The following is an 8,372-nucleotide window of genomic DNA, read 5'->3' on the forward strand; positions in this document are numbered from 1 at the left end:
ACGGCGGCGCAAGCCGCCCCTAGCGGAGCGCCTTCTGTTTCTTGCAGTACGCCACGAAGGCCGCGCCGGCATTCTTCGGCGGGTTGCCCTTGGCAGCTTCGGCCTTGGCAAACTCCAGCCAGTTCTGGCGCAGGACGTGGTAATCCCAGCCTTTGGCGCGGGCGTGTTCGCGCCCCTTTTCTTCTGCCCAATCGGGCAGGCTGATCGTCGGGAGGTATTCGTTCGCAGGCTTGGTGCGCGGACGCACGATCACCAGATCGTTGTCGTCTAGCTCGAAGGTGTAGAAGGGCGTTTCATCCTTCTCGATGATCTCACGCAGGTTATGGCGAAACTTCTTTAGGGGCGCGTTGCTGCCTGTCTTGTCTTGAAGCTTGGCAAGCCCGATCTGCCACTTGGGAGAGTTGCCGCAATGCTTGCGGGCGATCTCATACAGGCGGCGCTCAAGCGGCCGACGCAGGCGAAAATACTTCTCGGAAATCGTGACGACTTCGTTTGCCTCAATCGCCCGCATGACCCAATCGGACAGGATCACTTCGCAGTAGTCGAGCCGCCAGCGGCCATCATCCTTCATGACAAAGCCTGACCCTGACTCCAGCAGGCTAAAGAAGCGCGTTTCACGCCTGTTGCCCGTCTGAATATCGGTCTGGAAGGTTGCCCCCATGAGGCGGTGAAACGCCTGTTCGAGGCGCTGATAGCTGAGATTGTTGGTTGGCCTGTTCGTGGCAATCATAAGTTCGCGGGCGCTGAAACGGACACGCTTACCGATCTTCTCGCCGCGGTTTTTCTTGTGCATCAACTGGCTGATGCAGAAGATCAGAATGTCCTTGTCGAAGATGGTCGGCAGGCCAACCCCCGAGGGCACAATTTTGAGCCTGTTGTCGCCGTTGCGATACTCAAGCTGGCGCATGTCTGGCTTGGTCGCCAACGAGAACAGGGGATGCTCCATCGAGGCCATGTCATCCTTGGGCACGACATCGGAAATGTCGAGGATGAAAAAGTCTTTCTGTGGGTGTCGATCAGGTAGCAGTCCCATCATGCGAACCTAGCGCATGTTCGCACTATCGGGAACCTAAAAATTCGCACTATCGGGAACCGTCCACAGGCGGTTTTTCGTTCGCACCTTTCGGAACCCAGATTCGCACCTTTCGGAACCCAGATTCGCACCTTTCGGAACTATCCACAGGGCTAAGGCTTTGCCTACTATGGCTTTCTGGAATCCGTAACTTACTCCGTAGGTAACACTATTAACACTAAGCTCAGCTTCGCCTCGCCAAGCAGACGCGCCCCATGGGCGCGGCATGCGCAGCGATCAGATCGGCAGAGCCGATCCGCTGCTAGGTTTTCGCTTCGCACAACAAAAGGCAGGGAGAGGTTTCCCCGATCTGCATCCGTAGGCCGTTCGCTGAAGTGATGCCTGATCCACCAAAGAACCTGCATCAAGTAACCACTCGCAAGCTCGCTAGGCCACTTGACGCAGAACCTTAGGCGGCTCTTTTCGGCATCAGCGAAGCGGCGACGGAAGGCAGGGGAAAACAAGCACCGCCTGCAAGGAAAGGGGACAGCGCTCTAATCATCATCTGATGATCCAAGAAAACCGAAGTAGTCGAGCGCAAAGGAAACACCAACGCCCAATGCCACACCGCCAAACAGCCCTAACCATCCACCATAGACAGCCCACCCCAGCCACGCACCACCCGCCCAGAAAGGGACAAGGATTGCCAAAGCAACAATTTCACTTCGTTTGACATGGAACGCAGGCGCGGCAGGAGCTTGAGAAGCTGCCGCCAGAGGCGGCGTTTCCAGTGCGCGAAAATACGGCGCAGGCTTCAACAGAAGCGGCTCGCGCCCAAACACGAAAGAAATCATATGATCGGCAACCACATCGTCTTTCTTGCGGATCAGGTTGGACACCTGATCGGGGTTTAGGCGCGGCCTGCCATGTTCGGCCATGTAGCGCTGATAATGGTTCATATCGTCTTGATAGCGGCTTTGGGCTTTGGCGCTATGCAACTTTTCAGCCAGAGATATAGCCCCACCAAGCGCCTGCCCTGTGACTTTGTAAGCCGCTTTCTTTGATTGGCCAGACATGACCCCTAAGCCTTCCCCGAAGCCTGTATGCACCATGGAAGGCGCGGCAGGCGGCAAAGGCACTTCGCCCATGTCTTTGACACCAAGCCGCGCCGAAATCTGTTCAAGCGTGAGCGTGTCAGTGTTCCCGAAGAACTGATGCACATCGGCATTGGCGAAGAAGGTTTCCGAGCCTTCGCGGCCATAGAGCGTGACGAGCTGGCCGAGGTCTTGCAGGATCGGCCAGAGCTGGAGGCCATAGCCCCGCATCAAGCCCGCCGCCTTGGCGATCTCGTCAATGTAGCCGAGTGAAAAGAACTCATCGAGCATGAACAGGCATTGAGCACCGCGAAGCTCACCAGAGGGGAGCTTTCGCGCCATGGCTTCGATACCACAGCGCACGAACAGGCGCAGAAAGCGCCCATGCTGGCTTAGATAGTTGGCAGGCAGCACCAAATAGACCGAGGCGCGGCCAGCCTTCAAATCGGCCAGCGAGAAGCTGGACGAGGCGAGCGTTTCGGCCATGCCGTGACTGGACAGCCAGCGCGTGTTTTTGCGGGCGTTCGAGATGAAATAAGCGCCTTCCTTGGCGAAGGCCGCAGAATAGGCTTCACGGCACAGCCCCGCGCATTCATCCATGCCTTTCATTTGCTGCATGGCTTCGGCCAGAGCATCGTCGTCGATCAGGATTTTTTGCACCTCGACCAGATTCCTCTGGTCGTCTGGCGCGGTGGTCAGGACGAAGGCAATCAGCCCCGAAATGATGGATTGCGCCCCATCATCCCAATGCGCGGCTTGGGGATCAGGGCGCATGACGATCCCATCCGATACCGCCTCGATATCTTCGCGGATCGTGAGCGCGTCGGGATCGAGATCATCGAGCGGATTGTAGGAAGCTTTGAAGCGGTCAGGCACACGCGCCGAGCCGAAAGGATCGAGGACATGGACGGCTTGCCCCATGGCCTCGCGTTTTTCGGCGGTGGCCTCGGCGGCTTCGCCTTTAGGGTCGATCACAAGGGCATTATGCGGCCACTTGAGCAGGTTCGGGATAATGACAGACGTTCCCTTGCCAGACCCCGCGCCCGCGATCGTAATCGCGTGACGCTCGGTTTCTATGCCGACCTCTTGCCCATCGGCATGACCGAGAAACAAGCGGCCTGATTGGTAGGGGTAATTTCTTGCATCAGACCAGTGCATCCCTCGTCCTTTTCAATCTCGCCTAGAGATCGAAAAGCTTGCGATCCTCTGGCCTCGTAACGTGTTCATTCAGGAGTCTTTTCAGCACGTTAGCAAATTCCTTGTCATGTGCCATGTGTTCGAGCGCCAATGCTCCCGCGATGATCTTGCGGCGTGTGTCGCGTTTGCGTTCAGCCCCACGAACTTGAGCGGCCTTTTTCTGTATCTGCGCTTTGAGCCGTGCCTCTTTTTGGCGAAGCTCCTCAAGCTGCTGTTCGGGCGTTTTGCGTGTGGACATATCCGAGAGTGCCTTTCTGTATGTTTGACAGAATAGCATAATCGGGGACACCATGTGAAACGGCAGAATCACAAAGTGCGCACTTATACATTGCAAGCAATGTGTGCGTGACCTTTTCCGAAAAGGTCAACAAAAGGGAGCGGCGTGGCAGACTATCGGTTTAGCGCAAAGGTCATCAAGCGAAGCAACGGCCAGAGCGCCGTCGCTGCTGCCGCCTATCGTGCTGGCGAACGATTGCTTGATGACCGCACAGGGCAAACCTCTGACTACAGCCGCAAGGCGGGCGTGATCCATGCCGAGGTGATGACCCCCGAGGGCACACCCGACTGGATGCACGACCGCGCTCAACTCTGGAACGCGGTGGAAGCTGCCGAGCGCCGCAAGGACGCGCAGCTTGCCCGCGAAATCCAGTTGAGCCTGCCCCATGAACTTGACCAGGCGCAGCGCAAGGCGCTGCTCTTGGACTTCGTTCAGGAGCAGTTTGTCGGCAAAGGCATGATTGCCGACATCGCCATTCACGCACCGAGCGCGAAAGGCGATGAACGAAACCACCACGCCCATGTCATGCTCACCATGCGAGAACTGACAGGCGAGGGTTTCGGCAAGAAGGCGCGGGACTGGAACAGCCCCGACCAGCTTGCACAGTGGCGCGAGCAATGGGCGCACCACCAGAACCGCACCCTTGAGCGCCACGGCCACGCCGCCCGCGTCGATCATCGCAGCTTTGAAGCGCAGGGGATCGACCGCGAACCGACCCAGCACCTCGGCCCAACGGCAAGCGATATGGAGCGAGGTGGCAAGGCCAGCCGCATCGGCAATGAAAACCGTGCCATTGATTCCGCGAATGCCGAGCGGGCGCATAATCAGATCGAGGCGGCACGTCTTGCCAGCCAGAAAGCCCGCTTCGAGGTATGGGCGCACGAGAAGGCCGCCGAACTGGAAGCCGCGCAGGATCTCACAAAGCTGGATCTCGATCAGAAGCACCACCATCAAAAGCAGCGCCTAGAGGCGCGGCTCAAGGATGATTACGGACAGGCTAAGGCAACGATCAAAGCCGAGTTGCAGGCCATTGACCGCCGCCTAGAAGCCAAGGGCGTGAAGAAGGTTTTGCGCGATGTGTTCGGGCGCAGCCGTACCGACAAGACCGCCCGCGAGAACATGGCCGCAAGTTTGCGGGATATCCAGAACCGCGAGGACGAACGGCGGCAGGCATTGGCCGCGCAGCAGGACAAAGAACGCCGCCAGCTTCACGAGCGCCAAGAACAGCGCCAGCAGGCGCAAGCCCGAGGTATCGAGAAGGCGCGGCAGCGAGCGGAAGGCGGGCGCACTCCAAAACCGCCACAGAAGCCACGAGAGCGCCCTGCGAAGCCTTCCCCTACCCCACCAGCGGCCAAGCCCTCGCAGACGCACCAGCGAGCGGCAGAGCCGCCGCAACAATCATCCGAGCGCGTGAGCCTTGATGACAAGAAGCGCTTGCCTGATACCGTCCTTGGCGAGCGCGGGAAGCTGGAAAAGCCATGGCAGCGGGCGAGCCTGTCAAATGACAACAAGCGGCCATGGCAGCGCGACGACAAGCCCGCAGGGAGAGAGCGCCAGCCTGACCGACCAAAGCCCCCGAAGCGCTAGCCTGTGGACAGCACACCCCCCTGCCCTTCCCCGATTGGGTGGTTTCCTGTAAACTGGTGGAAAACAAGGGTGAAAACCGCAACCCACCCACCACAGGAAACAGGCAAAAACCATGACAAAACTATCCGCGAACAAAGCCGCCAAGGAGGCGGGCATAGCCAAGAAAACGCTTTTAGAGGCAATATCTTCGGGCAGATTGAGTGCCTCGAAGAACGAGAAGGGGCATTGGGAGATCGAGCCAGCCGAGCTTTTTCGTGCCTATCCAAAAACTGGTTTTGAAGAACTGCAAAAACCGCAACCCACCCCCCAAGAAAACGGCCAAAAAACCAGCGAAACCAGCGCACTAGAGATCGAAGTTAAGATGCTGCGCGAGCAGATCGAGCGCATGGACGAAGAACGCGACCGCGAACGCTCGCAACTGACTGACCAGATCGAGGCTTTGAAGGATCAGGCAGCGCGCCAGAGCGCCGATCACAGGCAGGCATTGGCCGCGCTGACAGATCAGCGCGAGAGAGCGGCAGAGCCGCCCAAGCGTGGCCTCTGGGCGCGCCTTATGGGGTAAGGGTTAGATTGTTGTTTTGAGGCCGCGCCATCGGCCACGGCTCACGTTCTCGATTAAGCCCTTTTCCTTCATGCGATGCAGCTGCGTTCGGAACGTATTCTCTTTCAGTTCGAAGTTTGCCAGCCGAGCAATCTCGAAAAGCTGCCTAGAGGTCATGGGTTTCGTAGCTTGCTCCAGTGCGCCAAGCACCCGCTGTTCGATCATCACTCGACTAGCACTGTTCTTGCGATTGACGTCTCGTAAGTGGTGGTTGTCCCAACGAGCTTTGATGAGTTGTCGCTTCAAGGCATCGCGTTCGGCGGTCAACTCCTTCAGCTTGAGTTCGATGGTTTCGATCTCCTGCTGTAGTCTTCGCTCATAGTAGGTAGGGGGTGGTTGGGCTTCCTCTGGCATTGTTTCAATCCCAATTTTGCAACAAAGTACCTGCTCTGTACCATCATCAACTTATTGTTTCAAATGCATAATGTGGATTGACATTGATCTCAGAGGCTCTTAGCAACAATTGAGTATACTCAATTGTTGCTAAGAGCCTCTGAAAGTGAAACGTCGCTTGTTGCGATTTTCATTGATTCTTAACCCCTCAAACGCCATATGAGCTTTAAACCCACCTACGGCGTGCCGTAGGCTCAAGAGCTGCGGCGGAGCAATCCAATGCAGCTTTTGCTTTTTCTGGGCGTGTGGAATGAGAACGATTATTTATGTAGATGGGTTCAACCTCTACTATCGAGCATTGAAGTATAACCCTCAATTCAAGTGGTTGAATGTAAAGGCGTTGGCAGAGGATGTTCTATCGTCTGATAACGTTGTAACGGCAGTTAAATACTATACCGCGAGGGTGTCGGCGCGAATTGATTCAGATGCCCCAAGGCGACAGCAAATCTATTTTGATGCGCTTGAGACCATTCCAGAGCTAGAAATTTTTCAGGGAAAGTTTCTGGTTACAAAACCCTATGCTGCCCTTGCCCCACCGCCACAAAATGGGAAGTCCCCGTTTAAGCCGTGGCCGACTGTCGTTCGAATTATCAAAACCGAAGAGAAGGGCAGCGATGTGAACTTGGGTGCGCACTTAGTGCGAGATGCATTCACAAATGCATTTGACGTCGCTGTTGTTCTCTCAAATGACACTGACCTTTGCGAGCCGATCCGCATTGTTGTCGAAGAGCTGCAAAAGCCTGTTGGCATCATATGCCCTGCTGAGAACGTCGCTAACGATTTGCAGGATGTGGCTTCCTTTGTTCGTCATATCAGCCATAGCCGTTTGGCGAGGTCACAGTTTCCTAACCCCGTTGTTGATGCGGACGGCCAAGAGCTCCACAAGCCCACAGATTGGGTAGAGCAAGGCGACGATGAATGAAAACGACCTGACCCCATAGGGGGCAGGCCGTCATTCCGTTCGCGGCCATCGGCTTCCCAGCCTGTTCCGCCTCACCATTTTACATGAAAATTCTGTTCTGCAAATATCCTCGGGGGTTTGGGGGCAGACAGCCCCCAACGGCGGCGCAAGCCGCCCCTAGCGGAGCGCCTTCTGTTTCTTGCAGTACGCCACGAAGGCCGCGCCGGCATTCTTCGGCGGGTTGCCCTTGGCAGCTTCGGCCTTGGCAAACTCCAGCCAGTTCTGGCGCAGGACGTGGTAATCCCAGCCTTTGGCGCGGGCGTGTTCGCGCCCCTTTTCTTCTGCCCAATCGGGCAGGCTGATCGTCGGGAGGTATTCGTTCGCAGGCTTGGTGCGCGGACGCACGATCACCAGATCGTTGTCGTCTAGCTCGAAGGTGTAGAAGGGCGTTTCATCCTTCTCGATGATCTCACGCAGGTTATGGCGAAACTTCTTTAGGGGCGCGTTGCTGCCTGTCTTGTCTTGAAGCTTGGCAAGCCCGATCTGCCACTTGGGAGAGTTGCCGCAATGCTTGCGGGCGATCTCATACAGGCGGCGCTCAAGCGGCCGACGCAGGCGAAAATACTTCTCGGAAATCGTGACGACTTCGTTTGCCTCAATCGCCCGCATGACCCAATCGGACAGGATCACTTCGCAGTAGTCGAGCCGCCAGCGGCCATCATCCTTCATGACAAAGCCTGACCCTGACTCCAGCAGGCTAAAGAAGCGCGTTTCACGCCTGTTGCCCGTCTGAATATCGGTCTGGAAGGTTGCCCCCATGAGGCGGTGAAACGCCTGTTCGAGGCGCTGATAGCTGAGATTGTTGGTTGGCCTGTTCGTGGCAATCATAAGTTCGCGGGCGCTGAAACGGACACGCTTACCGATCTTCTCGCCGCGGTTTTTCTTGTGCATCAACTGGCTGATGCAGAAGATCAGAATGTCCTTGTCGAAGATGGTCGGCAGGCCAACCCCCGAGGGCACAATTTTGAGCCTGTTGTCGCCGTTGCGATACTCAAGCTGGCGCATGTCTGGCTTGGTCGCCAACGAGAACAGGGGATGCTCCATCGAGGCCATGTCATCCTTGGGCACGACATCGGAAATGTCGAGGATGAAAAAGTCTTTCTGTGGGTGTCGATCAGGTAGCAGTCCCATCATGCGAACCTAGCGCATGTTCGCACTATCGGGAACCTAAAAATTCGCACTATCGGGAACCGTCCACAGGCGGTTTTTCGTTCGCACCTTTCGGAACCCAGATTCGCACCTTTCGGAAC

Annotated in this window: 8 protein-coding genes; 3 read left to right on the forward strand and 5 right to left on the reverse strand. The window is 56.7% G+C overall.

The window, feature by feature from the left end:
- Positions 1–19: 19 nt before the first annotated feature.
- The 3 genes from ACP15F_RS15230 to ACP15F_RS15240 form a co-directional block, all read right to left on the reverse strand.
- The gene (locus tag ACP15F_RS15230) at positions 20–1,033 is read right to left on the reverse strand and encodes a replication initiator protein A (protein WP_424941668.1); all 1,014 of its coding nucleotides are present in this window, start codon (positions 1,031–1,033) and stop codon (positions 20–22) included.
- A gap of 533 nt (positions 1,034–1,566) precedes the next feature.
- Complete coding sequence (locus ACP15F_RS15235; RefSeq protein WP_424941669.1) at positions 1,567–3,264, reverse strand: type IV secretory system conjugative DNA transfer family protein; 1,698 nt, start codon at positions 3,262–3,264, stop codon at positions 1,567–1,569.
- A 22-nt stretch (positions 3,265–3,286) separates the two neighbouring features.
- On the reverse strand, positions 3,287–3,541 hold the full coding sequence (locus ACP15F_RS15240) for a hypothetical protein (RefSeq protein ID WP_281859983.1): 255 nt from the start codon (positions 3,539–3,541) through the stop codon (positions 3,287–3,289).
- A gap of 144 nt (positions 3,542–3,685) precedes the next feature.
- On the opposite strand from ACP15F_RS15240, the gene mobQ reads away from it, so the two are divergent.
- Together mobQ and ACP15F_RS15250 are read left to right on the forward strand one after the other, a co-directional pair.
- Positions 3,686–5,167: a MobQ family relaxase gene (gene mobQ, locus ACP15F_RS15245; protein ID WP_424941670.1), complete on the forward strand. Its 1,482-nt coding sequence runs from the start codon at positions 3,686–3,688 to the stop codon at positions 5,165–5,167.
- Between the two features lie 112 nt (positions 5,168–5,279).
- Positions 5,280–5,729, forward strand: coding sequence for a hypothetical protein (locus ACP15F_RS15250; RefSeq protein WP_424941671.1), 450 nt, complete (start codon positions 5,280–5,282; stop codon positions 5,727–5,729).
- Positions 5,730–5,732: 3 nt separating this feature from the next.
- Here the strand turns inward: ACP15F_RS15250 and ACP15F_RS15255 are convergent, their stop codons facing one another.
- The gene (locus ACP15F_RS15255) at positions 5,733–6,122 is read right to left on the reverse strand and encodes a hypothetical protein (protein WP_424941672.1); all 390 of its coding nucleotides are present in this window, start codon (positions 6,120–6,122) and stop codon (positions 5,733–5,735) included.
- A gap of 289 nt (positions 6,123–6,411) precedes the next feature.
- On the opposite strand from ACP15F_RS15255, the gene ACP15F_RS15260 reads away from it, so the two are divergent.
- Positions 6,412–7,083: an NYN domain-containing protein gene (locus ACP15F_RS15260; protein ID WP_424941673.1), complete on the forward strand. Its 672-nt coding sequence runs from the start codon at positions 6,412–6,414 to the stop codon at positions 7,081–7,083.
- A gap of 156 nt (positions 7,084–7,239) precedes the next feature.
- Here the strand turns inward: ACP15F_RS15260 and ACP15F_RS15265 are convergent, their stop codons facing one another.
- Entirely contained in the window at positions 7,240–8,253 is a 1,014-nt protein-coding gene (locus ACP15F_RS15265) for a replication initiator protein A (RefSeq protein WP_424941668.1), read from the reverse strand.
- Between the last annotated feature and the right edge of the window lie 119 nt (positions 8,254–8,372).

Origin of the sequence: Aliiroseovarius sp. S253 (assembly GCF_049800855.1) — a bacterium.
Taxonomy (GTDB): Bacteria; Pseudomonadota; Alphaproteobacteria; order Rhodobacterales; family Rhodobacteraceae; genus Aliiroseovarius.